Source organism: Duganella aquatilis, from assembly GCF_009674565.1.
Taxonomy (GTDB): domain Bacteria; phylum Pseudomonadota; class Gammaproteobacteria; order Burkholderiales; family Burkholderiaceae_D; genus Rugamonas; species Rugamonas aquatilis.
Genome location: NZ_WKJL01000002.1, coordinates 281,733 through 303,366, shown reverse-complemented (window position 1 = coordinate 303,366; position 21,634 = coordinate 281,733). Strand labels below are relative to the sequence as shown.

General features: G+C 63.5%; 21 protein-coding genes. 15 read left to right on the top strand and 6 right to left on the bottom strand.

Annotated elements, in window-relative coordinates:
- From thiS to GJ698_RS05735, 10 genes are all read left to right on the top strand, one after another.
- Positions 1-204, top strand: coding sequence for a sulfur carrier protein ThiS (thiS, locus tag GJ698_RS05780; protein WP_154356652.1), 204 nt, complete (start codon positions 1-3; stop codon positions 202-204).
- A 12-nt stretch (positions 205-216) separates the two neighbouring features.
- Positions 217-1,005, top strand: a complete 789-nt coding sequence (locus tag GJ698_RS05775) for a thiazole synthase (RefSeq protein ID WP_154356651.1) — start codon at positions 217-219, stop codon at positions 1,003-1,005.
- A complete protein-coding gene (gene thiD / locus GJ698_RS05770; RefSeq protein WP_154356650.1) occupies positions 1,002-1,889 on the top strand; it encodes a bifunctional hydroxymethylpyrimidine kinase/phosphomethylpyrimidine kinase in 888 nt (295 codons plus the stop codon). The genes GJ698_RS05775 and thiD overlap by 4 nt, the downstream gene beginning before the upstream one ends.
- 15 nt (positions 1,890-1,904) lie before the next feature.
- The gene (gene thiE, locus GJ698_RS05765) at positions 1,905-2,522 is read left to right on the top strand and encodes a thiamine phosphate synthase (RefSeq protein WP_154356649.1); all 618 of its coding nucleotides are present in this window, start codon (positions 1,905-1,907) and stop codon (positions 2,520-2,522) included.
- A 71-nt stretch (positions 2,523-2,593) separates the two neighbouring features.
- Positions 2,594-3,226 carry an ANTAR domain-containing response regulator gene (locus GJ698_RS05760; protein WP_154356648.1) on the top strand — a complete coding sequence of 211 codons (633 nt, stop codon included), beginning with the start codon at positions 2,594-2,596 and terminating at the stop codon, positions 3,224-3,226.
- 205 nt (positions 3,227-3,431) lie between these two features.
- A complete protein-coding gene (locus GJ698_RS05755; protein WP_154356647.1) occupies positions 3,432-3,884 on the top strand; it encodes a response regulator in 453 nt (150 codons plus the stop codon).
- A gap of 100 nt (positions 3,885-3,984) precedes the next feature.
- Positions 3,985-4,914 (top strand): Gfo/Idh/MocA family protein, encoded by a 930-nt coding sequence (locus tag GJ698_RS05750; protein WP_154356646.1) that lies wholly within the window; start codon positions 3,985-3,987, stop codon positions 4,912-4,914.
- 36 nt (positions 4,915-4,950) lie between these two features.
- Positions 4,951-6,057: an S-(hydroxymethyl)glutathione dehydrogenase/class III alcohol dehydrogenase gene (locus tag GJ698_RS05745; RefSeq protein ID WP_154356645.1), complete on the top strand. Its 1,107-nt coding sequence runs from the start codon at positions 4,951-4,953 to the stop codon at positions 6,055-6,057.
- 88 nt (positions 6,058-6,145) lie between these two features.
- Complete coding sequence (locus GJ698_RS05740) at positions 6,146-8,248, top strand: M56 family metallopeptidase (RefSeq protein ID WP_154356644.1); 2,103 nt, start codon at positions 6,146-6,148, stop codon at positions 8,246-8,248.
- Positions 8,249-8,276: 28 nt separating this feature from the next.
- Entirely contained in the window at positions 8,277-10,577 is a 2,301-nt protein-coding gene (locus tag GJ698_RS05735) for a UvrD-helicase domain-containing protein (protein WP_154356643.1), read from the top strand.
- Here the strand turns inward: GJ698_RS05735 and GJ698_RS05730 are convergent.
- From GJ698_RS05730 to GJ698_RS05720, 3 genes are read right to left on the bottom strand one after another with little or no spacing between them, the layout of a single operon-like run.
- A complete protein-coding gene (locus GJ698_RS05730; protein WP_154356642.1) occupies positions 10,574-11,356 on the bottom strand; it encodes a BPSS1780 family membrane protein in 783 nt (260 codons plus the stop codon). The two genes, GJ698_RS05735 and GJ698_RS05730, sit on opposite strands and share 4 nt — an antisense overlap.
- Positions 11,356-12,324, bottom strand: coding sequence for a homoserine kinase (locus GJ698_RS05725; protein WP_154356641.1), 969 nt, complete (start codon positions 12,322-12,324; stop codon positions 11,356-11,358). The genes GJ698_RS05730 and GJ698_RS05725 overlap by 1 nt, the downstream gene beginning before the upstream one ends.
- Before the next feature lie 35 nt (positions 12,325-12,359).
- Positions 12,360-12,770, bottom strand: a complete 411-nt coding sequence (locus GJ698_RS05720; protein ID WP_154356640.1) for a hypothetical protein — start codon at positions 12,768-12,770, stop codon at positions 12,360-12,362.
- A 164-nt stretch (positions 12,771-12,934) separates the two neighbouring features.
- Between GJ698_RS05720 and polA the strand changes: the two genes are divergently transcribed.
- The 5 genes from polA to GJ698_RS05695 all read left to right on the top strand — a co-directional run bounded on the left by polA (position 12,935) and on the right by GJ698_RS05695 (position 18,360).
- The gene (polA, locus tag GJ698_RS05715) at positions 12,935-15,694 is read left to right on the top strand and encodes a DNA polymerase I (RefSeq protein WP_154356639.1); all 2,760 of its coding nucleotides are present in this window, start codon (positions 12,935-12,937) and stop codon (positions 15,692-15,694) included.
- A 12-nt stretch (positions 15,695-15,706) separates the two neighbouring features.
- Entirely contained in the window at positions 15,707-16,591 is an 885-nt protein-coding gene (locus GJ698_RS05710) for a dienelactone hydrolase family protein (RefSeq protein WP_154356638.1), read from the top strand.
- 172 nt (positions 16,592-16,763) lie between these two features.
- The gene (locus tag GJ698_RS05705) at positions 16,764-17,468 is read left to right on the top strand and encodes a ZIP family metal transporter (protein ID WP_371865155.1); all 705 of its coding nucleotides are present in this window, start codon (positions 16,764-16,766) and stop codon (positions 17,466-17,468) included.
- Positions 17,469-17,495: 27 nt separating this feature from the next.
- A complete protein-coding gene (locus tag GJ698_RS05700) occupies positions 17,496-18,119 on the top strand; it encodes a glutathione S-transferase family protein (RefSeq protein WP_154356636.1) in 624 nt (207 codons plus the stop codon).
- Positions 18,073-18,360 carry a hypothetical protein gene (locus GJ698_RS05695; protein ID WP_154356635.1) on the top strand — a complete coding sequence of 96 codons (288 nt, stop codon included), beginning with the start codon at positions 18,073-18,075 and terminating at the stop codon, positions 18,358-18,360. Before GJ698_RS05700 ends, GJ698_RS05695 begins: the two co-directional genes overlap by 47 nt.
- A 97-nt stretch (positions 18,361-18,457) precedes the next feature.
- On the opposite strand, the gene GJ698_RS05690 is transcribed toward GJ698_RS05695, so the two are convergent.
- From GJ698_RS05690 to GJ698_RS05680, 3 genes are read right to left on the bottom strand one after another with little or no spacing between them, the layout of a single operon-like run.
- Positions 18,458-19,312 (bottom strand): sulfurtransferase, encoded by an 855-nt coding sequence (locus GJ698_RS05690; RefSeq protein ID WP_154356634.1) that lies wholly within the window; start codon positions 19,310-19,312, stop codon positions 18,458-18,460.
- A gap of 11 nt (positions 19,313-19,323) precedes the next feature.
- Positions 19,324-20,247: a DMT family transporter gene (locus GJ698_RS05685; RefSeq protein ID WP_154356633.1), complete on the bottom strand. Its 924-nt coding sequence runs from the start codon at positions 20,245-20,247 to the stop codon at positions 19,324-19,326.
- Between the two features lie 9 nt (positions 20,248-20,256).
- Complete coding sequence (locus tag GJ698_RS05680; protein WP_154356632.1) at positions 20,257-21,357, bottom strand: aromatic ring-hydroxylating oxygenase subunit alpha; 1,101 nt, start codon at positions 21,355-21,357, stop codon at positions 20,257-20,259.
- Positions 21,358-21,634: the final 277 nt, after the last annotated feature.

Genomic DNA, 21,634 nt, shown 5'->3' with positions numbered 1-21,634 from the left:
ATGATCGAGATTGAACTGAATGGGGCGCCGCACCTGGTGCCGCCGGAGCATACGCTGCACCAGCTGGTGGATGCGCTGGCGTTGACCGGCCAGGCGCTGGCGCTGGCGGTCAACCGCAGCGTGGTGCCGCGCCAGCAGTGGCCCGAGCGCGTGCTGCGGGCGCGGGACAAAGTGGATATCGTGCGCGCCATCGGCGGCGGCTAACTGGAGAACGAGATGAATGATGTAAATGACGTATTGACGATCGCCGGCAAGGCGTATCAATCGCGGCTGCTGGTTGGCAGCGGCAAGTACAAGGATCTGCAACAGACGCGCGAGGCGACCGATGCCGCCGAAGCGGAAATCATCACGGTGGCGATCCGCCGCGTGAATATCGGCCAGGACCCGAAGGCGCCAAGCCTGCTGGATGTGCTGCCGCCATCGCAGTACACCATCCTGCCGAATACGGCCGGCTGCTACAACGCCAGGGACGCCGTCTATACCCTGCAGATGGCGCGCGAACTGCTCAACGGCCACAAGCTGGTGAAGCTGGAAGTGCTGGGCGACGAGCAGACGCTGTTTCCCAATATGCCGGAAACGCTGGTCGCCGCCGAGGCGCTGGTGAAGGACGGCTTTGATGTGATGGTCTACTGCAGCGACGATCCGATCCAGGCGCGCATGCTGGAGGATATCGGCTGCGTGGCGGTGATGCCGCTGGCGTCGCTGATCGGTTCCGGCATGGGCATCCTGAATCCGTGGAACCTGTCGCTGATCATCGAGCAGGCCAGGGTGCCGGTGCTGGTCGATGCCGGCGTCGGCACCGCGTCCGACGCGGCCATCGCGATGGAGCTGGGCTGTGACGGTGTGCTGATGAACACCGCCATCGCCGGCGCGCAGGATCCGGTGCGCATGGCGCGCGCCATGAAGCTGGGCGTGCAGGCCGGCCGCGAGGCTTATCTGGCGGGCCGTATTCCACGCAAGTTCGCAGCGTCGCCGTCGTCGCCGATGGCGGGCCGGCTGGCATGAGCGGCGCCGATGCGCGTCCCTGTGTGCTGGTGTTCGCCGGACTCGATCCGTCCGGCGGCGCCGGGCTGACGGCGGACACGCAGGCGATCGCGGGGCAGGGCGCGCACGCGCTCACGGTCTGCACGGCGCTCACGGTGCAGGACAACGACCGGGTGTACGGCGTGCAGCCGGTGGACGCGGAACTGGTGCTGCGGCAGGCGCAGGCCGTGGCCGGCAAGATGGCGATCAGCGCGGTGAAGATCGGAATTACCGGCAGCGCCGCCAATGCGCGGGCGATTGCGGAGTTCATCGTGTGGCTGCGCGCGCGCGGCGATGCGATGCCGCGTCCGGAGCTGCCGGTGGTGCTGGACCCGGTGCTGGCCAGCGGCCATGGCGATCTGCTGTCGCGCGACGATGCGGCGCAAGCCCTGTCGCCGCTGCTGCCGCTGACCACCGTGCTGACGCCCAACGGGCCGGAGGCGCAAGCGCTCAGCGGCGTGGTGCCGCCGGTGGTGCAGCCGGATGCGCAGGCCGCCGCCTTGCGCGCGCGCGGCTGCCGCCACGTCCTCATCACCGGCGGCCACGGCGAAGGCGATGACGTCGTCAACCGCTGGTATGGCCCCGGCGCCCCGCTCGCCGGCGCTGCGTCGACCCGCGCAACGGCGGCGGCCCTGACTGTCGCGGTGGATGGCAGCGGGCCGGCGCCGCGCCCGCGCGAATGGCGCTGGCCGCGCCACGATGGCGCTTTTCATGGCAGCGGCTGCACGCTGGCGTCGGCCATTGCCGGCCAGCTGGCGCTGGGCCTGCCGACCGCCGTGGCGCTGGAGCACGCCCAGCACTACGTCTACCACGCGCTGCGCGACGCCTACGCCATCGCCGCCGGCCAGCGCATCCCGCTGCGCTAACCATCAGGAGAAATCATGCAAGGACTCTACCTCGTCACGCCCAACTGGGACAACACCGACCGCCTGCTGCACGTCAGCGAACAGGCGCTGAAGGCCGGCCACATCGCGCTGCTGCAATACCGCCACAAGGAAGCCGGACCGGACCAGCGCGCCGAACAGGCCGCCGCGCTGCTGGCGTTGTGCCGCCGTCACCGCGTGCCGTTCATCGTCAATGACTTCGTCGACCTGTGCGAGCAACTGGACGCCGATGGCGTCCACCTCGGCGGCACCGACGCCGAAGTGGCCGACATCCGCGCCCGGCTGGGCACACAAAAAATCATCGGCGCCTCCTGTTACGGCGACCTGCCGCGCGCGCTGAACGCCCAGCAGGCCGGCGCCAGCTACGTCGCCTTCGGCGGCTTTTACCCCTCGCGCGTGAAGCAATACGCGGTCACGACGCCGCCCTCCATCCTCGACCTGGCCCGCGAACTGATCCACGTGCCGACCGTCGTCATCGGCGGCATGACCCCCGAAAACGCCGCCCCGCTGGTCGCCCGCGGCGCCGATATGGTGGCCGCCATCAGCAGCATCTATCAAGCTGAAAGTGTGGCGGATGCGGTAGGCCAATTCCAGTTGCTATTTACGCAGCAATAAAACGCTTGGAGTGCAGACGGTTTTCGGCTTTATAATGGACTCGTTAGCAATAGCCCGAGGTAGCCGCCCCTATGCCTTTATCTTCCGTCAGCCCCAAGCGTCTCATTCTCATTGTCGACGACGATCCACTGCTGCTCGACTTCCTTGGCGAAGTCCTGAGCCATGCCGGCTACGACGTAGCCAAAGCGCCTTCCGCGGAACAAGCCCTGCAAGCCATTGCCCAGCGCGAGCCGGACCTGGCCCTGCTGGACATCCACATGCCCGGCATGAACGGCCTGGAACTGGCCAAGCAGCTGCACGCCACCAGTTCGGTGCCATTCATGTTCCTGTCCGGACGCGGCGATGCCGACGCTGGCAAGCAGGCCGCCTCCTACGGCGCGGTCGGCTTCCTGGTCAAGCCGGTCGACGAGAAGCAGCTGATGCCGGCCTTTGCCGCCGGCCTGGCGCGCGCCGACGAGATCCGCCAGCTGCGCCGTACCGAGCTGAATCTGAACGCCGCCCTGGCTGCCGGCCGCGAAACCAGCCTGGCCGTGGGCTTGCTGATGTGCAAATTCCAGACCGACCGCAACACCGCATTCGAGGTGCTGCGCGACCACGCCCGCTCCAATCGCCGCAAGGTGAACGAGGTGGCGGACCAGCTGCTGGCGGCCGAGGAAACCTTGAACAGCCTGCACGCCGCGTTCAACAACCGTCTGAAAAAGTAAACGATCAGGGCAATTTTCCTTGCTCTGAAGCATTTTTGAGATACACTACTGTCTGAGCGGCGGATAAAACCTATCCGTCAGCCTCAGCAGCGACATGCCTGATCTGCGCCTGTCGCCTCAATGGCCGCCTGTACCCTGCGCCACCCCCGATTCCTTCGGCCCAACTCCGCCGAGCTTGCACCTAGCTTATCCAGCGGAGACAGTCATGACCAACGATCATCCAAGCAGCACCTATCGCCCGTTGACCGAAGAGAGCGGCGGCGCCATCGGTTTTTCCATTTTTGCCTCGGCGCCCCGCGTGCTGCACATCGATAGCGACCACGACGCGGCGCTGGTGCTGGCCGCGCTGCTGGTGCCGGAAACCCAGGTTACCCACGTGCCGACCCTGGCCGCCGCGCAGGAACTGCTGCACAAGGAAAAGTTCGCGCTGGTGGTGCTGGACCCGGACCTGCCGGACGGCGACGGCATCGACCTGCTGGCCGAGCTGCGCGCCTACCAGGGCGACGCGCGCGTGCTGATGTATTCGGCGCGCCATCCGGAGCATCACAACGCCGGCAGCGCCTTCCTGCCCAAGCCGTGGACCTCGCCGCGCCAGCTGTGGCGCACCGTGTCCGACCTGCTGGGGATCGGTCCTGCGATGCCGGTTGAACCCCAATAATCGGCTTATTGATAATAAATACAAGGTGACGTCCTTCCGCGCTTGTTGCGCGGCTGGCTGAGATGATAGTCTGCCGGATCAACTCAACCAGGAAACATTGATGACGTCACCAATCAAACTCGCCATCGTCGGCGTGGGCAAGATCGTTTACGACCAGCATCTGCCAGCCATCACCGCGAATGCCGACTACGCGCTGGTCGCGACGGCCAGCCGCAACAACACCATCGACAACGTTCCCAGCTTCCCGACCATTGAAGCGATGCTGGCGGCCGATCCGTCCATCGAAGCCGTCTCGCTGTGCATGCCGCCGCAGTACCGCTACGCCGCCGCGCGCAAGGCGCTGGCCGCCGGCAAGCACGTGTTCCTGGAAAAACCGCCGGGCGCCACGCTGTCGGAAGTGGCCGACCTGGAAGCCTACGCCGCCGAACAGGGCGTGAGCCTGTTCGCCAGCTGGCACTCGCGCTATGCGCCGGGCGTGCAGCCGGCCAAGGCCCACCTGGCCGTCGAAAAGCCGACCGCCATGCACGTGGTCTGGAAAGAAGACGTGCGCCAGTGGCACCCGAACCAGGACTGGATCTGGCAAGCCGGCGGCCTGGGCGTGTTCGATCCGGGCATCAATGCGCTGTCGATCGTCACCGAGATCCTGCCGTCGGCCGTGTTCCTGACCAGGGCCGCGCTGGAATTCCCGGAAAACCGCGACGCGCCGATCGCCGCCGACCTGCATTTCCAGGACGCCGACGGCGTTGAGGTGCACGCCGAATTCGACTGGCGCCAGACCGGCAAGCAAAGCTGGGACATCATCGTCACCACCGCCAAGGGCGAGGTGCGGCTGGCCGACGGCGGCTCGCGCCTGTGGATCGACGGCGCCGAGCAGGCGCTGGAGAAGGAAGCCGAATATCCGTCGCTGTACCAGCGTTTCGCCGCCATCATCCGCGCCGGCAAGTCGGACGTCGATGTGGCGCCGCTGCGCCACGTGGCCGACGCGTTCATGCTGGGTCAGCGTAAAGTGGTAGAGGCATTCCACGACTGATTTGTTATCATGATGTTCCAACGCGAAAGGAACATCATGAAAACCAAAGCAGCCGTTGCCTGGCAGGCGGGCAAGCCCCTGACGATTGAAGAAGTCGAACTGGGCGGCCCGCGCGAGGGCGAAGTGCTGGTCGAGATCAAGGCCACCGGCATTTGCCACACCGATTACTACACCCTGTCCGGCGCTGATCCGGAAGGGATTTTTCCGGCGATCCTGGGCCATGAAGGCGCGGGCATCGTGGTGGACGTCGGTCCCGGCGTCAAATCGCTCAAAAAAGACGACCACGTCATTCCGCTGTACACGCCGGAATGCCGCCAGTGCAAATTCTGCCTGTCGCAGAAGACCAATCTGTGCCAGTCGATCCGCTCCACGCAGGGCCGCGGCCTGATGCCGGATGCGACCAGCCGCTTCTCCATCGACGGCAAGCCGATCTATCACTACATGGGCACGTCGACCTTCTCGAACTACATCGTGGTGCCGGAAATCGCGCTGGCCAAGATCCGTGAAGATGCGCCGTTCGACAAGGTTTGCTACATCGGTTGCGGCGTCACCACCGGCGTCGGCGCGGTGCTGTTCACCGCCAAGGTGGAAGCCGGCGCGAACGTGGTCGTGTTCGGTCTGGGCGGTATCGGCCTGAACGTGATCCAGGCCGCCAAGATGGTTGGCGCGGACAAGATCATCGGCGTCGACATCAATCCGGCCCGCCAGGAAATGGCGCGCAAGTTCGGCATGACGCACTTCATCAACCCGAATGAAGTGGAAAACGTGGTTGACCACATCATCCAGCTGACCGACGGCGGCGCCGACTACAGCTTCGAGTGCGTCGGCAACACCACGCTGATGCGCCAGGCGCTGGAGTGCTGCCACAAGGGCTGGGGCAAGTCGATCATCATCGGCGTGGCGGCGGCAGGGCAGGAAATCTCCACCCGTCCGTTCCAGCTGGTGACGGGCCGCGAGTGGAAGGGTTCGGCCTTCGGCGGCGCACGCGGCCGTACCGACGTGCCGAAGATCGTCGACTGGTACATGGAAGGCAAGCTGAACATCGACGACCTGATCACCCACCGCCTGAAGCTGGAAGACATCAACCAGGGCTTCGACCTGATGAAGAGCGGCGAGTCGATCCGCTCCGTCGTGCTGTACTAAAAAAGCCCGCCGGGCTGGATGTAGAAAAAAAGTTCTAGACTTCGCAATCTAGATAATTTATTCTACATCCATCAACCCGGAGCGCGGCATGAATCCTCAACTCACTTCCCTGTTACAAGCATTGGTGCCTGCCACCGGCTGGGCGCTGCTGCATTTCGTCTGGCAAGGCCTGTTGATCGGCTGGGGCGTGGCGTTGGCCATGCAGCTGCTGCGCAAGGCGCGTCCGCAAACGCGCTACGCCGTGGCGTGCGCCGCCATGCTGCTGTGCGCGGCGCTGCCGCTGTCGAGCATCATCCTGCAACTGGCCGACGTGCAGGCTGCCGCCGGTTTCGGCAATGCGGTGCAGACCGTGGCCGCCTCGGATGCCGGCGCCACCGTTTCGCTGATCGACGACAGCACGCTGGATGACGTCAAGTCCGTGCTGCGCCGCCAGCTGCCGTGGATCGTCGGCCTGTGGCTGGCGGGCGCGGCGCTGATGTCGCTGCGCCTGGCGCTGGGCCTGAAGTGGGTGGCCGACCATACCCGCGCCGATCAATACACCACCAATCCTTACTGGCAGCGCCGCCTGTCCGAGCTGGCGCGCCGTTTCGACATCGAACAGTTCGTTCAGCTGGGCGTGTCCGAGCGCATCGACAGCCCGGTCACCGCCGGCTGCTGGAAGCCCGTCGTGCTGGTGCCAGGCGCGCTGATCACCGGCATGCCGGTCGACCTGCTGGAAGCGCTGCTGGCGCACGAGCTGGCGCACATCAAGCGCCACGATTACCTCGTCAACCTCATACAAAGCGCGATCGAGATCGTGCTGTTCTATCACCCTAGTGTTTGGGCTATATCGCGCAGGATACGGATCGAGCGGGAACAAATCGCCGACGACCTGGCCGTGGGTATGCTCGGCCAGCCGCAAAAGCTGGCGCAAGCCCTGTCGCAACTGGATCGATTTCAGTTCGACACTACACAACTAGCCCACGCGGCTCACGGAGGAAATCTCATGTCTCGTATTAAACGCCTGCTGCGTCCCGATGTTGAACCGGTCAGCTGGAAGATGGCTGTGCCGCTGGCCGGCCTGTTTGCCGCCGGCGCGGTGTTCTATGCCCACGCCTCGCCGCCACCGCCGCCCATGCTGCCGGCCGCGCCTGCCGTCGCCATGATGGAGCCGCCAGCCTTTGAAGCGCCCGAAGCGCCTGCCGCGCCGGAGGCGCCGGCCATGACGGTGGAACCAGCGCCGCCAGCCGAACCTGCACCGCCAGCCGAACCCGCGCCAGTCGCACCGGTTGCGCCAGTTGGACCAGTCGGACCAGTCGGACCAGTCGGGCCAGTCTCGCTGCTGGTCGCGCAAGCGGCGCCTGCAGCACCCGCAGCACCCGCAGCCCCGGCGGCCCCTGCCGCCCCAGCATCCGCCGCCGCACCTGCACCGGCAGCAGCGCCTGCGCCGGCGGCCGCGCCGGCGCCATCCTCCCGCAACAGCTACGCCATCGTGCACGCCGGCCGCGACAACATCACGGTTTCCGCCACCACGCAGGAAATCAAGCAGGTCGCCAGGCTGCGCGACAGCATGAAGGGCGATTTCCTCTGGTTCCGCGACGGCGACAAAACCTATGTGGTGCGCGATCCTGCCGTGCTGGCCCGCATCGACCAGGCCTGGACGCCGGTCGAGCGCATCGGCGCGCAAATGGACGAGCAGGGCAAGAAAATGAATGCCCAAGGCAAGATCATGAGCGACGTCGGCACCGAGATCGGCATTGCCGCCGGCGAGTTAGGCAAGAAATCCGCCCAGAACGCTGAAGTGAACCAGCGCGCGATGGAAAAACTGGCGCGTGCCCAGGAACGCATCGGCCGCCGCATCGAGGCAGCGGCACGCGAGCTGGGCCCGGACAGCAGCCAGGAAAAAATCCGCGCCTTCCAGGAAAAGCAGGCCGCCCTGCAAAAGGAAATGGAGCCGCTGCAACGCCAGATGGCGGAACAGCAAAAGGAACTCTCGGCCAAGATGGAAAAAGTGCATGAACTCGATGCACCGCTGCGCGAACTGAACAAGAAAATGGCCGCCGCCAGCCGTCCGATGGGCGAGCTCAGCGGACAGATGGCACAACTCAGCCTGAAGCACGCCGATGCCGTCCGCGAAGCCGAACGCGCCATCCGCGCGCTGATGGAGGAAAGCTTGCAAAACGGTAAGGCCGTTTCCGCACCATCCGCATGATGAAGAGGCATCCCGGTATAATCACGGGATGCATAATCTTCTCCACAACCTCAACGACGAACAGCTTGCCGCTGTTACCTTGCCCGCGCAGAGCGCACTGATTCTGGCGGGAGCCGGTTCTGGTAAAACCCGCGTTCTGACCACCCGCATCGCCTGGCTGATTCAAACCGGCCAGGTGTCGCCTTCCGGCATCCTGGCGGTGACCTTTACCAACAAGGCCGCCAAGGAGATGCTGACCCGTCTGTCCGCCATGCTGCCGATTAACACGCGCGGCATGTGGATCGGCACCTTCCACGGCCTGTGCAACCGCCTGCTGCGCACCCACCACCGCGACGCCGCGCTGCCGCAGACCTTCCAGATTCTCGACACGCAGGATCAGCTGTCGGCCATCAAGCGCCTGCTGAAGGCGAACAATGTCGATGACGAGAAGTTTCCGCCGAAGGACATCATGTACTTCATCAACGGCGCGAAAGACCAGGGCCTGCGCGCCGACAAGATCGATCCGTACAACGCCGACGAGCGCAAGAAGGTCGAGCTGTACCAGCTGTACGACGACCAGTGCCAGCGCGAAGGCGTTGTCGACTTCGCCGAACTGCTGCTGCGCACCTACGAGCTGTTGAGCCGCAACCAGCCGTTGCGCGAACACTACCAGCAGCGCTTCCAGCACATCCTGGTCGACGAGTTCCAGGATACCAATGACCTGCAATACAAATGGCTGAAGCTGATGTCCGGCCACGGCACGCAAAGCAGCAGCGCGCTGTTCGCGGTCGGCGACGATGACCAGTCGATTTACGCCTTCCGCGGCGCCAACGTCGGCAATATGAGCGCTTTCGAGCGCGAGTTCCACGTCAAGAACCTGATCAAGCTGGAGCAGAACTACCGCTCGCACGGTCACATCCTGGACGCCGCCAACGTGCTGATCGCCAATAACAGCAAGCGCCTGGGCAAGAACCTGCGCACCGACGCCGGCCACGGCGAGCAGGTGCGCGTCTACGAAGCCAATTCGGACCTGTCCGAAGCATCGTGGATCATCGAGGAAACCAAGAACCTGATCCACGACGGCGCTTCGCGCAGCGAAATCGCCGTGCTGTACCGCTCGAATGCGCAGTCGCGCGTGATCGAGCATGCGCTGTTCTCGGCCGGCATTCCGTACCATGTGTACGGCGGCCTGCGCTACTTCCAGCGCGCCGAGGTCAAGCACGCCATCGCCTACCTGCAGCTGATGGACAATCCGCACAACGATTCCGCCTTCCTGCGCGTGGTCAACTTCCCGGCGCGCGGCATCGGCGTGCGCTCGATCGAGACCTTGCAGGCGGCGGCCGACCAGTACCGCGTGTCGCTGTACGCGGCCGTGCCCTATGTGACCGGCAAGGCCGGCACCTCGCTGGCCGGCTTCGTCAAGCTGATCGAAGGCGCGCGCTTTGAAACGCAGCAGATGGCCTTGCCGGAACTGGTGCGCGTGGTGCTGGAACAGTCGACGCTGCTGACCCACTACGCCACCGAAAAAGAAGGCGCCGACCGCATCGAAAACTTGGAGCAGATGGTCAGCGCCGCCACGCAGTTCGTGTCGGAAGAGGGCTTCGGCCAGGGCGCGCCGGCGCATCTGGGACCACAGTCGCTGCCGCAGTCCGGCTTGCCGGTGGTGAACGAGGACGGCTTCGAGATCCTGGATGCCGACGCGCCGCTGGCGACCGTGATGTCGCCGCTGTCGGCCTTCCTGTCGCACGCGTCGCTGGAGGCGGGCGACAACCAGGCCACCGTCGGCCAGGAAGCGGTGCAGATGATGACGGTGCACTCGGCCAAGGGCCTGGAGTTCAACAACGTCTTCATCACCGGTCTGGAAGAGGGCCTGTTCCCGCACGAGAGCAGTTCGCGCGAGCATGACGGCGTGGAAGAGGAACGCCGCCTGATGTACGTGGCGATCACGCGTGCGCGCCAGCGCCTGTACCTGAGCTTTGCGCAGACGCGCATGCTGCACGGCCAGACCCGCTACAACATGAAGTCGCGCTTCTTTGACGAGTTGCCGGAAGAGGCGCTGAAGTGGCTGACGCCGAAGGTGCAGCCGGGCTGGTTCGCGGCGCGCAAGTCGGCCTGGGACGAGGCGCCGCTGGTGGGGTCGGACAAGGCGCTGGCGCAGAAGATGGCCAGCAAGGCGGCCGAGGCCAGTTCAGGCTGGCGCCTGGGCCAATCGGTGGCCCACGCCAAGTTCGGCGAGGGCGTGATTGTGAATATCGAAGGCAGCGGCAATAATGCCCGCGCTCAGATCAACTTCGGCAGCGCCGGCATGAAGGTGCTGGACCTGAGCATCGCCAAGCTCGACAAGATTTAAGGCTTGTCGAGGTTGACCGCCGCAGGCGCTGGCGTCTGCGGCGGGCCGAACAGTTGAACGTAGGCCGCGTACAGCGTGCAATGCACCATCACCAGCGAGAACAGGAACAGCGTCAGAATGCCGACGATGCCTATCTGCGACGTGCCGAACACCATCATCACGATCTGAACGCCGACGAAGTACAGCAGGTGCAGCACCACCACGGCGGTGAAGAACGCCTTGGCCGCGCGCAGCACCGACACCACGCTGAAGAACAGCGCCTTGTTCAGGGCCATCTTCTGCCAGAAGATCAGCGGCGCCGTCATCGACGTCAGCGTCCAGCCGATCAGGAAAATGGCCGACGACGTCAGCAGGCCGCCCAGCAGGCCGTCGACATCCTCCGGCTTGATGACGCCCCTGGCTTGCGCCTCCTTCAGGGCGTTTAGCGCGTCGCCGGACATGCTGTACAGCGCCACCATCGCCAGCACCATCAGCAGGAAATTCAGGCCGCCCAAGGCCAGCAGATGCTTGCGCATCGGCGACTGAAAACCGGACAGCAGCAGATTCGGCAGCGCGCGCCGGCCCTGGTCGACCTCCGCGCAGCCCTGCAGCAGGGCGACGCTGAACAGCGGCATCAGCACGCACCACAGGATCTGTCCCAGCACCGGCAACAGCAGGATGAACAGCGAGGCGAACATGCAGACGAACAGCAGCGCCATCATCGCGCCCGGCTGCTTGCGGAATACCGCCCAGCCTTGCTTGACCCAGTGCAGGCCGACTCGTGCGGGTAGCTTTTCCATCAGAACAGCTCCGGCGCCGGCGTGGCGATGCGTTCGCGCAGGATGCGCTCGAAGTGGCCCGGATCGTGCGGCGTCAGCATCTCGGCCTCGCGCGGGCGGTAGAAGTCGTACAGGCGCGACAGCCAGAAGCGCAGCGCGCCGGCGCGCAGCATCGGCTGCCAGGCGGTTTTTTCAGCGGCGGTGAACGGCCGCACGGCATGGTAGGCATCCACCAGCGCACGCACGCGGGCGACGTCCAGCACGCCGGTGTCGAGGTCGATGCACCAGTCGTTGACGGTGACCGCGACGTCGAACAGCCAGGTGTCGCAGCCGGCAAAGTAGAAGTCGAAGAAGCCGGTCAGGCGCTCGCCGTCGAACATCACGTTGTTGCGGAACAGGTCGGCGTGCACCGGGCCCACCTGCAGCTGCTTGTGGACGTCGCAGGCGGCAAAGGCGTCCTGGAAGTGCACTTCGGCCTTCAGCAGGTGCGCCTTGTCTTCCGGAATGAACGGCAGCACTTCGGGCGTGGTTTCATGCCACCAGGCCAGACCGCGCAGGTTCGGCTGCTTCAGCGCGTAATCCTGGCCGGCCAGATGCATCTTCGCCAGCATGGCGCCGACGGCGGCGCAATGCACCGGCTGCGGCGACATCTGCGACTGGCCTTCCAGCTTGGTGACGATGGCGGCCGGCTTGCCGTGCAGGGCGACGATCAGCTCGCCCTTGTCGTTGGCGATCGGGGCCGGCACCGCCACGCCGCGCTCGGCCAGGTGGCGCATCAGGTTGAGGTAAAACGGCAGTTGTTCGAATGACAGGTTCTCGAAGATGGTGAGCACATACTGATGTTGTTCACCATCGCGCTCGGTAGTCAGGAAGAAATTGCTGTTCTCGATGCCGGAACTGATGCCTTTGAGCTCAAGCGCTTGCCCGAGCGGAAATTGGGTGATCCACTGGGTGACATCCTCCAGCGATACCGGGGTAAAGACTGCCATGTGCGAATTCTAAGGTTCCGTGTAGGTGATGTGGCTTATTTGGCTGGCGGAGATTGCGGCGGCGTGTTGAACTCCTGCTCGGCTTCCTCTTCGACAGATTTCTTTTTCTTCTTGCCGAGGTCGAATTCCATCACCGTCCATTGTGCGCCGCGCAGGTTGCCGCTCATGGCGTCACCCGGCATGGCGGTGCCGGCCGGGTGGTTGGGACGCAGGGTGTAGGTGCTGGGACCGCTTTTGACGGTGGCTTCGGTCACGTTGCCGCTGTTGTCGCGTTTTTCCGTGATTTTGTTTTCGGCCGGCTTGGCGGTAATGGTGACGCCGTCATCGGTTACTTCTTCCAGTTTTTCCAGTTTTGGCGGGGCCTGGCTCGGGGTCGACTGGGCAAACGCCGTGTGGGCGCCGAGCGTCAGGAGGAGGGCAGGCCAGAGGAGGGAAGTGCGCGTCATGATGGATCGCCTTTAGCAGAGAAATAGCCGCAGAATTTGTATGTATGATCCATTGTAACAAACAGACACCCATCGCTGTGCTTTCCCTTGGAGGGAGGCTGCCGGACCCCGGTCAAAACCTGCGATAATGTTGTCTTCACGCTCAGCACCCTCATCTCGTACCTATGCAAAATACCCTGTTGTTAGTAGACGGCTCCAGCTATCTTTACCGCGCTTTCCACGCGCTGCCCGACCTGCGCAGCGCCGACGGCCATCCGACCGGCGCCATGCACGGCATGGTCAACATGCTGCGCCGCCTGCGTGCCGACTACCCGGCGGCCTATATTGCCTGCGTATTCGATGCTAAAGGGAAAACTTTCCGTGATGACATGTATCCGGAATACAAGGCCACGCGCGCCTCGATGCCGGACGACCTGCGCCTGCAGATCGAGCCGATCCACGAAGCGGTCAAGGCCATGGGCTGGCCGATCCTGATGGTGGAGGGCGTGGAGGCCGACGACGTGATCGGCACCCTGTCCGTCGAAGCCTACAAGGCCGGCATGAACGTGGTGGTGTCCACCGGCGACAAGGATCTGGCGCAGCTGGTCAACGACAAGGTCATGCTGATCAACACCATGACCAACGAGAAGATGGACGAGGCCGGCGTGCTGGCCAAGTTCGGCGTGCCGCCGAACCGCATCATCGATTACCTGACCCTGATCGGCGACACCGTCGACAACGTGCCGGGCGTGTCCAAGTGCGGCCCGAAGACGGCGCTGAAATGGCTGACCCAGTACGACTCGCTGGACGGCGTGATGAGCAACGCCGACAAGATCACCGGCGCCGTCGGCCAGAACCTGCGCGATGCGCTGGAATGGCTGCCGAAAGGCCGCGAACTGATCACCGTCAAGCTGGACTGCGACCTGAGCGGCCACATGGTGTCGATCGGCGAATCGCTGGTCGCGCGCGAGGAAGACAAGGAAGGGCTGCTGGCCTTCTTCAGCAAATACGGTTTCAAGACGCTGCTGCGCGAACTGGGCACGGCGGCCAGCACGCCGGCGTCGACGGTCAAGGTGTCGCTGGATGCGCCGGTGGGCGGCGCCGCCTCGCTCAACGGCGACCTGTTCGCCGAACCGGTCATCGCCACCTATGAAACGGTGTACACCGACGAGCAGCTGGACAAGTGGATCGAACGCATCAACGCCGCCGAGCTGACCGCGGTCGATACCGAAACCACCTCGCTGGAGCCGATGACGGCGCAACTGGTCGGCATCTCGCTGTCGGTGAAGGCGGGCGAGGCCTGCTACATCCCGGTCGCGCATAGCTACCAGGGCGTGCCGCAGCAGCTGGAGCGCGGGCATGTGCTGGCCAGGCTGAAGCCTTGGCTGGAGGACGCCACCAGGCTGAAGGTCGGCCAGAACCTCAAGTACGACAGCCACATCTTCGCCAACCATGGCGTGTCGCTGCAAGGCATCCATCACGACACGCTGCTGGAATCGTATGTCTTTGAATCGCACCGCACGCACGACATGGACAGCCTGGCGCTGCGCCACCTGAACCACACCACGATTCCGTTCGTGGACGTGTGCGGCAAGGGCGCCAGCATGATCACCTTCGACCAGGTGGAAATCGGCCGCGCCACCGAGTACGCGGCGGAAGACGCCGATATCACGCTGCGCCTGCATCAGAAGATGATCGGTGAAGTGGAGCCGGACGCGAAGCTGAATTTCATCTACCGCAATATCGAGCTGCCGACCGCCGTGGTGCTGCAAAAGATCGAACGCAATGGCGTGCAGATCGACGCCGCCTTGCTGGAGCAGCAGTCGTCCGAGCTGGGCGCGCGCATCCTGGAGCTGGAAGCCAAGGCGCATGAGCTGGCCGAGCAGCCGTTCAATCTCGGTTCGCCGAAACAGATCGGCGAGATCTTCTTCGAGAAGCTGAAACTGCCGGTGGTGAAAAAGACGCCGAGCGGCGCGCCGTCCACCGACGAGGAAGTGCTGCAAAAGCTGGCCGAGGACTATCCGCTGCCGAAAGTGCTGCTGGAATACCGCAGCCTGTCCAAGCTGAAGTCGACCTACACCGACAAGCTGCCGAAGGGCATCAACAAGGATACCGGCCGCGTGCACACCAACTACGCGCAGGCGGTGGCGGTGACGGGACGCCTGGCGTCCAACGATCCGAACCTGCAGAACATTCCGATCCGCACCAAGGAGGGCCGCCGCATCCGCGAAGCCTTCGTGGCGCCGGCCGGTTCGCACATCGTGTCGGCCGACTATTCGCAGATCGAGCTGCGCATCATGGCGCACATTTCGGAAGACGAGAACATGCTGCGCGCGTTTGCCGAAGGCGTGGACATTCACCGCGCCACCGCCGCCGAGATCTTCGGCGTGGCGCCGGAGTCGGTCGAGAGCGAGCAGCGCCGTTATGCCAAGGTGATCAACTTCGGCCTGATCTACGGCATGAGCGCGTTCGGCCTGGCGAGCAACCTGGGCATCGAGCGCGGCGCGGCGCAGAGCTATATCGAGCGCTACTTCGCGCGCTTCTCGGGCGTGAAGCAGTACATGGACGACACGCGCTTGCAGGCCAAGGCGCGCGGCTACGTGGAGACGGTGTTCGGCCGCCGCCTGTGGCTGCCGGAGATCAATTCGCCGAATGGTCCGCGCCGCCAGGGCGCCGAGCGCGCGGCGATCAACGCGCCGATGCAGGGCACGGCGGCCGATCTGATCAAGCTGGCCATGGTGGCGGTGCAGAACTGGCTGGAAACGGATAAGCTACAGACCAAGATGATCATGCAGGTCCACGATGAACTGGTGCTGGAAGTGCCGGATGCGGAACTGGAGCTGGTCAAGCAAAAACTGCCGGAGCTGATGGCTGGCGTGGCGCAATTGAAAGTGCCGCTGATCGCCGAAGTCGGCGTCGGTTCTAATTGGGATCAAGCACACTAAGGAGTTTACAGGATGGACGATTTGACGCGGGATGCAGAGAGTTTGCTGGCTAAAACGAATTTGTCGGACGGCGTCGACCGCCGCGATTTCCTGAAGGTGGCGCTGGGCACCGGCTTCGCCGCCGCCACGCTGCCGGTGATGGCGCAAAACGTCATCAAGACCGATACCGCCGGCCTGACCGCCGGCACCATCACGCTCAACGTCAACGGCCAGAACGTCCCGGTCTATCGCGCCCAGCCGGAAGGCAAGACCAACCTGCCGGTGATCCTGGTGATCTCCGAAATCTTCGGCGTTCACGAACACATCGCCGACGTCGCCCGCCGCTTCGCCAAGCAAGGCTACCTGGCGCTGGCGCCGGACCTGTTCGTGCGCCAGGGCGATCCGACCAGGATCGCATCGATCGCCGAACTGCAACGCGACATCATCGCCAAGACGCCGGACGAGCAGGTGCTGACCGACCTCGACGCCGTGGTCGCCTGGGCCAAGGCCAACGGCGGCAATGGCGACAAGATCGCCATCACCGGTTTCTGCTGGGGCGGCCGCATCACCTGGCTGTACGCGGCGCACAATCCGTCGATCAAGGCCGGCGTGGCCTGGTATGGCCGTCTGATGGGGGAGACCAACGCCAACTTTCCCAGGCACCCGATCGATGTTGCTGGCACTCTGACAGTACCCGTGCTGGGCCTGTACGGCGCCAAGGACACCGGCATCTCGCAGGAGTCGATCACGGTCATGAAAGCGGCGCTGGCCAAGGGACCGAACAAGTCCACTTTCGTGATTTATCCGAACTCCGGCCACGCTTTCCACGCCGACTACCGCCCGAGCTACGTCGAGGCCGACGCCAAGGACGGCTGGGGCCGGACGCTGGCCTGGTTCAAGCAAAACGGCGTCATGTGAGCGGTTTTTAAGCAAAATCAGCAAAAAAGCATGCCGGGGAGTAAAATAACGCCCCGGCCTGCGCGGTAGCGCGCGCGGCTTCAGCACCAGAGGCTATAACATCGATCCCGTACTCATCTCCATCTTATTGGCAACCACACTGGCTGGCGTAGTGAGCATCACTGCGGCGGCCGTGTTCTCGTTTACCTTGCTGTCCAAGGTGGTCGAGCGCATGGTCAGCCTGTCGGTCGGCATCATGCTGTCGACGTCGCTGCTGCATGCCTTGCCGGAGGCGTTTGAATCGACCGCCAGCGCGCGCAGCCTGTTCGCCACCTTGCTGGGCGGGCTGCTGGCGTTCTTCCTGCTGGAAAAGCTGGCGATCCTGCGCCATTCGCACCACCACGAGCATGACGGCCACCACCACCATCATGGTCACGACAAGCATGAGGCGGGCAAGGCCGGCTGGATGATCCTGGTCGGCGACGGCATGCACAACTTCACCGACGGCATTTTGATCGCCGCGGCCTTCCTGGCGAATCCGGAACTGGGCCTGGTGACCGGCCTGGCCATCATCGCCCACGAGATTCCGCAGGAGATAGGCGATTTCATCGTGCTGCTGAACGCCGGCTTCTCGCGCACCCGCGCCTACGTGTACAACCTGCTGTGCAGCCTGCTGGCGATCGCCGGCGGCCTGCTGGGCTACTACACGCTGGACCGCGCCAGCAGCCTGATTCCCTATGTGCTGGTGTTTGCGTCGTCGGGCTTCATCTACATCGCCGTCAGCGACCTGATGCCGCAAATGCAGCGCCGCGCCACCATGCGCGAGACCGTGCCGCAAGTGCTGCTGATCGCCGCCGGCGTCGCCATCGTCGTCTTCCTGGTTGGCGGCCACCACTAAGCCTGACCCATCGTCACCGCACGAGTCATGTTAAAAATCCTTGGGAAAGCTTCTTCCATCAACGTGCGCAAGGTCTTGTGGACGTGCGCCGAGCTTGGTATTGAGTTCGAGCGGGAGGACTGGGGCGCGGGATTTCAATCCACGGCGCAGGACAGTTTTCGTGCGCTCAATCCGAACGCGATGGTGCCTGTTATCGTCGATGGCGATTTCGTGTTGTGGGAATCGAATACGATCTGTCGCTACCTCTGCAACAAGACGAACGATGGGCGGCTGCTGCCGGTCGCAGCGCAGGCGCGGGCGCGGGTCGAGCAGTGGATGGATTGGCAGGCTACCGAATTGAATAACGCATGGCGCTATGCGTTCATGGCGCTGGTGCGCAACAGTCCCGCTCATCGCGATCCGGCCCAGATCGAGGCTGGCGTCGCGAACTGGAACCGGCATATCGGCATCCTTGATCATCATCTCGCTGCCACTGGCAGCTATGCGGCTGGCGATCGTTTTTCCCTGGCCGATGTGGTGCTCGGCCTGTCCGTACACCGCTGGTTATCCACGCCGATGGAACGGCCACAGTATCCTGCAATTGCCGCGTACTACGGTCGCCTGAGTGAAAGGCCTGCTTTCCATATCTTTTGCCGCAACGGCGAACCTTGAAAGCGAATTCGCCTGCTCAGCCTTCACCTTGAGCCTGCGCCAGCTCACTTTGCTTACTGCTGACGAAATCTGGCCTGAAGTCTGGCAATATGGTTTCGACGACGTTGAGGAAAGTATTCAAGCAGATCTGGATGCTGATGCATACTTCAAGACTCATCCGGGTATTGATAATGCCGAGGTGATGGCGAAAGCGCGTGCTTTGATCGCTGCGTATGGCAAACAAAAACGCAAAACGGGATAGTTTGCCAGTCGATTCCGCAAACCGGTCACTTGATCGATTATCGTGTGAGCAAAACAGAAATCCGCATTACGCGCTGGGCGCGGCACACCCGTAAATCTTAGTTGGGGCCGGTGGCGACTGGTCGTGCTGGGTCGCCTACCCATTCGCTCCAAGAGCCTGGATACAGCGCGGCGCCGGGGAGGCCGGCGACTTCCAGGGCCAGCAGGTTGTGGCAGGCGGTGACGCCGGAGCCGCACTGCATGATGGCTTTCGAGGGATCGGCAAACAGCGGCGCGAAGTCGGCCTTCAGCTGCTCGGCGTTCTTGAAGCGGCCGTCGGCCGTCAGGTTGTCCTTGAAGAAGCGGTTTTTGGCGCCCGGGATGTGGCCGCCCACCGGATCGATGGTTTCATTCTCGCCGCGATAACGGTCGGCCGCGCGCGCGTCGACCACGGTGCGGCCCTGCATGTCGATATTGGCCAGCACCTCATCCGCCGACACGGTGCTCACCAGCGACGAACGCTCGCTGAGCGCGCCCGGCGTGCGGCGCTCGGCATGCGTGACCAGCGGCAGGGCTTCGGCCTGCCAGGCCACCAGGCCGCCATCCAGCACCGCGACGGCAGCATGGCCAACCCAGCGCAGCAGCCACCACAAGCGCGCCGCGAACATGCCGCCATGCGCATCGTAAGCCACCACCTGCGTGTCGTCGTCGATGCCCCAGCCGCGCAGGGTTTCGATGAACGCCGCCTTGCCCGGCAGCGGATGACGGCCGAGGAACTTGCCATCCGCCCCGATCTTCGCGCCCGACAAATCCGTGTCCACATTGGCAAACTGCGCGCCGGCGATATGGCCGATGGCAAAGCTGTCGAAGCCCGCGTTCGGATGCATCAGGTCGTGGCGGCAATCCAGGATGACCCAATTCGGATCGTCCAGGTGCTGGGACAGGGTGGCGGCGTCGATCAGGGTCGTGTGCATGGGCTGGTTCCTTATACTTCGCTGGCGATGGGATCGGTATCGGCAATGGCCTTGCCGCGTGGCGTGCTGCGCGTATTGTAGAACGTTGCCGCCATCCCTGACGCGAGAATGATGCCGATGCCCGCCCAGCTATGCCAGTCGAACACGTCGCCGAAGATAAACACGCCCCAGACGCTGGAGAACACGATGCCGGTGTATTGCAGATTCGCCACCACCAGCGTGTTGCCGAGGCGGTAGGCGCGCGTCATGGCGATCTGCGCGCTGGTGGCGCACACGCCGATGGCCAGCAACAGCAAGCCGCTGCGCACGCTGGAGATCGGATGCCATACCGGACCGTCGCTGCCGCCGGTCAGGAACACGCCGACGACGCCGGCGGCCAGGTTCATGACGGTGAAGTAGAACACCACACGGTTCTCCGGCTCCCCGGCCAGGCCCATTTTGCGGACCTGCATGTAGGCGGTGGCGGTAATCACGCTGGAACCCAGCGCAATCAGCGCCGGCGTCAGTTGATTGGCATTGAAAGCAGGGCGCAGCAGCAGGGTGACGCCGACAAAGCTCAGCCCCACCGCCACCATCAGCGGCCATTTGATGTCGCCCTTGGCGTGCCACCAGCCCATGGCAAACAGCCACACGGCGATCCAGATCGGCGACATGTAATTGAGGGTCATGGCGGTGGCCAGCGGCAGCTGGCCGATCGAGTAGTACCACAGCCACAGCGAGGTGACGCCGATCAGGCCGCGCCAGACGTGGGCGCCCGGCATGGAGGTGCGGAAGGTTTCGCCGCGCAAGGTGACCAGGGTGCCGAGGGTGATCACGCCGACCACGCCCCGGTACATGACCAGCTCGGATGTTGAGAATTCTGCAGAAGCCAGCTTGACGCAGACGCCCATGACGGCAAACATGAAACTCGCAAACAACATCCAGAGTGACTGCATCGTGAAACCTTATAAATCCATTTTACGTTGGTACCACTCGTGGAAGTGTTGCATGCCGTCTTCCATCGGTGATTGATACGGCCCGCCGTCCGTTTCGCCGCGGTCCATCAGGACTTTGCGGCCGGCGTCCATGCGTTGGCCAATCTCGTCGTCCTCGATACAGGTTTCCATGTAGGCGGCGCGTTCGGCCTCGATGAATTCGCGCTCGAACAGCACGATTTCCTCTGGATAGTAGAACTCCACCACGTTCCTGGTGCGGTTCGGACCTTCCGGCCACAGGGTCGAGACGATCAGCACGTGCGGATACCACTCGACCATGATGTTCGGGTACAGAGTCAGCCAGATGGCGCCATACGGCGGCGGTTCGCCGCCGCGGAACTTCAGCACCTGCTCCTGCCAGCGCTTGTAGATTTCCGAACCGGACTTTTGCAGGCCCTTGTGCACGCCCACCGTCTGCACGCTGTACTCGCGGCCGAACTCCCAGCGCAGGTCGTCACAGGTGACGAAGCTGCCCAGGCCGGGATGGAAGGGCTCGACGTGGTAGTCCTCCAGGTAGACCTCGATGAAGGTCTTCCAGTTGTAGTCGCAGTGGTGGACTTCCACGTGGTCCAGCATGTAGCCGCTGAAATCCAGGTCCTTGGTCACCGACAGCTGGTTCAGCTCTTCCATGACGTTGTAGCCGTTTTGCTCGAACAGCAGGCCGTTCCAGCTTTGCAGCTGGGTCTTCGGCAGGTTCAGGCAGGGCGTTTCGGGGAAGTGCGGCGCGCCGATCAATTCACCCTTGAGGTCGTAGGTCCAGCGGTGCAGCGGGCAGACAATGTTGTTGGCGTTGCCGCGGCCATTGAACATCAGCGCCTGGCGGTGGCGGCAGACGTTGGACAGCAATTCGATGCCATTGGCGTTGCGCACCAGCATGCGGCCTTCGTTTTCGGCGGCCAGTGTGGCGAAATCGCCAACATTTGGCACCATCAGCTCGTGGCCGACATAGCGCGGACCGGCTTTGAATAATTGCTGCATTTCACGCTGCAGTAGCGTTTCGTCAAAATAGACGTTGACCGGAAGTTGCGCGGTTGGCCGCGCTAGCTTGGCGTGGGTACCCAGATCGGACATCCAAACCCCCCCTTAATATATACATCAAACCAAGAAGAGACAGAATCCGTAAAGACAACCCGCATTCAAATGCGTTGAGGTGGTATTTAGGACAGAACCGGCGATTATACCGTGTTTTGCGCGGTACCAACAGTCCAGCTTGCTCGCTTATTGTGCAGAACATTGCAATAACTGCATGCTCATCAGGGAAAATGAGGACGATTGCGCTAAAATCCAGAGTCCGCAGCATGCCCGGGCGCTAATGTTCCACGGGATAAGGTGGTTTGTTCTAAAATAT

Coding starts and splice junctions, on each gene's coding strand:
- GJ698_RS05750 (WP_154356646.1), top strand. CDS start 3,985: ATGACGTCACCAATCAAACTCGCCATCGTCGGCGTGGGCAAGATCGTT.
- GJ698_RS05775 (WP_154356651.1), top strand. CDS start 217: ATGAATGATGTAAATGACGTATTGACGATCGCCGGCAAGGCGTATCAA.
- GJ698_RS05710 (WP_154356638.1), top strand. CDS start 15,707: ATGGACGATTTGACGCGGGATGCAGAGAGTTTGCTGGCTAAAACGAAT.
- GJ698_RS05685 (WP_154356633.1), bottom strand. CDS start 20,247: ATGCAGTCACTCTGGATGTTGTTTGCGAGTTTCATGTTTGCCGTCATG.
- GJ698_RS05690 (WP_154356634.1), bottom strand. CDS start 19,312: ATGCACACGACCCTGATCGACGCCGCCACCCTGTCCCAGCACCTGGAC.
- GJ698_RS05735 (WP_154356643.1), top strand. CDS start 8,277: ATGCATAATCTTCTCCACAACCTCAACGACGAACAGCTTGCCGCTGTT.
- thiE (WP_154356649.1), top strand. CDS start 1,905: ATGCAAGGACTCTACCTCGTCACGCCCAACTGGGACAACACCGACCGC.
- GJ698_RS05700 (WP_154356636.1), top strand. CDS start 17,496: ATGTTAAAAATCCTTGGGAAAGCTTCTTCCATCAACGTGCGCAAGGTC.
- GJ698_RS05755 (WP_154356647.1), top strand. CDS start 3,432: ATGACCAACGATCATCCAAGCAGCACCTATCGCCCGTTGACCGAAGAG.
- thiS (WP_154356652.1), top strand. CDS start 1: ATGATCGAGATTGAACTGAATGGGGCGCCGCACCTGGTGCCGCCGGAG.
- GJ698_RS05730 (WP_154356642.1), bottom strand. CDS start 11,356: ATGGAAAAGCTACCCGCACGAGTCGGCCTGCACTGGGTCAAGCAAGGC.
- GJ698_RS05760 (WP_154356648.1), top strand. CDS start 2,594: ATGCCTTTATCTTCCGTCAGCCCCAAGCGTCTCATTCTCATTGTCGAC.
- GJ698_RS05740 (WP_154356644.1), top strand. CDS start 6,146: ATGAATCCTCAACTCACTTCCCTGTTACAAGCATTGGTGCCTGCCACC.
- GJ698_RS05745 (WP_154356645.1), top strand. CDS start 4,951: ATGAAAACCAAAGCAGCCGTTGCCTGGCAGGCGGGCAAGCCCCTGACG.
- GJ698_RS05720 (WP_154356640.1), bottom strand. CDS start 12,770: ATGACGCGCACTTCCCTCCTCTGGCCTGCCCTCCTCCTGACGCTCGGC.
- GJ698_RS05725 (WP_154356641.1), bottom strand. CDS start 12,324: ATGGCAGTCTTTACCCCGGTATCGCTGGAGGATGTCACCCAGTGGATC.
- GJ698_RS05680 (WP_154356632.1), bottom strand. CDS start 21,357: ATGTCCGATCTGGGTACCCACGCCAAGCTAGCGCGGCCAACCGCGCAA.
- thiD (WP_154356650.1), top strand. CDS start 1,002: ATGAGCGGCGCCGATGCGCGTCCCTGTGTGCTGGTGTTCGCCGGACTC.
- polA (WP_154356639.1), top strand. CDS start 12,935: ATGCAAAATACCCTGTTGTTAGTAGACGGCTCCAGCTATCTTTACCGC.